The organism is Leifsonia virtsii (assembly GCF_030433675.1).
In the GTDB taxonomy this organism is placed as follows: domain Bacteria; phylum Actinomycetota; class Actinomycetes; order Actinomycetales; family Microbacteriaceae; genus Leifsonia; species Leifsonia virtsii.
Genome location: NZ_JAROCB010000010.1, coordinates 1 through 1,094 on the forward strand (window position 1 = coordinate 1; position 1,094 = coordinate 1,094).

Annotated in this window: 1 protein-coding gene; it reads right to left on the reverse strand. The window is 65.1% G+C overall.

Annotated features, from left to right (window positions below):
• A partial coding sequence (locus P5G59_RS20765) for an IS481 family transposase (protein WP_301220870.1) occupies positions 1-991 on the reverse strand: 991 nt, incomplete at its 3' end.
• Positions 992-1,094 lie beyond the last annotated feature (103 nt).

A 1,094-nucleotide genomic window follows, 5' to 3' on the forward strand; every position in this document is an offset into this window, starting at 1 on the left:
TGTAGTGCCCAGGCAGGTTGTTTGAGATTCGGCTGATGGGCGGGAGTTTGCCGATCGCGGTGTGGGGCCTGTGGTGATTGTAGAAGTGCAGCCAGGCGGGGAGTGCGGCTCGGCGGGCTGATTCGGTGTTGTAGTGCTTTGCGTAGGCCCAGCCGTCGGCCATTGTGCGGTGGAAGCGCTCGATCTTCCCGTTCGTTTGCGGCCGGCGCGGTCGGGTGAACTTGGGTCGGATGTCGAGGGCGTTGCAGGCGCGCTTCCAGGCGTGCGAGCGGTAGGCGGAGCCGTTGTCGGAGAGCACGCGTTCGACGCGGACCCCGCGATCGGCGAACCAGGAGACAGCGCGTTGCAGCACACCGATCGCGGTCTCGGCGCGCTCGTCGTCATGGATCTCGGCGTAGGCGACGCGGGAGTGGTCGTCGATGACGGTGTGAACGAATGCGTAGCCGAGGATCTCATGGCGATGTTTGTTCCGCGCCAAGCCGGGGGTTGTCTGCCGGTTCCAGTCGCCCTGCTGGCGGCCGACGAAACGCCAACCGCCGCCGAGCGGGATGTTCCCGAGCTTCTTCACATCGACATGGATCAAGGCGCCCGGCGTCTCGTGCTCGTAACGCCGCGCCGGTTCTCCCGTCTTGACGTCAACGTGAGTGAGCCGGTTCAGCCGGCATCGGGTGAGGACCGCGTGAACGGTCGAGGCGGGCATGTCTAGCCGCCCGGCGATCTGGACGGGGCCCAGACGCTTTCGGATCCGCAGGTGAGCGATCTTCTTCACCACCATCTGCGGGGTCTTGTTCGGATGCGTATGCGGGCGCGAGGACCGATCGGTCATCCCTGCCTGGCCGAGCTCGGCGTAACGGCGCGCCCACTTGGCCGCGGTCGGCCAGGAGACACGGAAATAGTCCGCCGCCGCGGCGATGCTCCATCCCTCGTTGATGATCAATTGCGCGATGCGCAGGCGTTGGCGCGGCGTCAACGCCGCATTACCGTGAGACACGAGAACCTCCGAGTCATGAGCGGGTGTCTAAGCAGCTCCACTCTGACCGGAGGTTCTCGCCATGTCACGACAACCAGATCAAACAACGTCCCTGGGCACTACA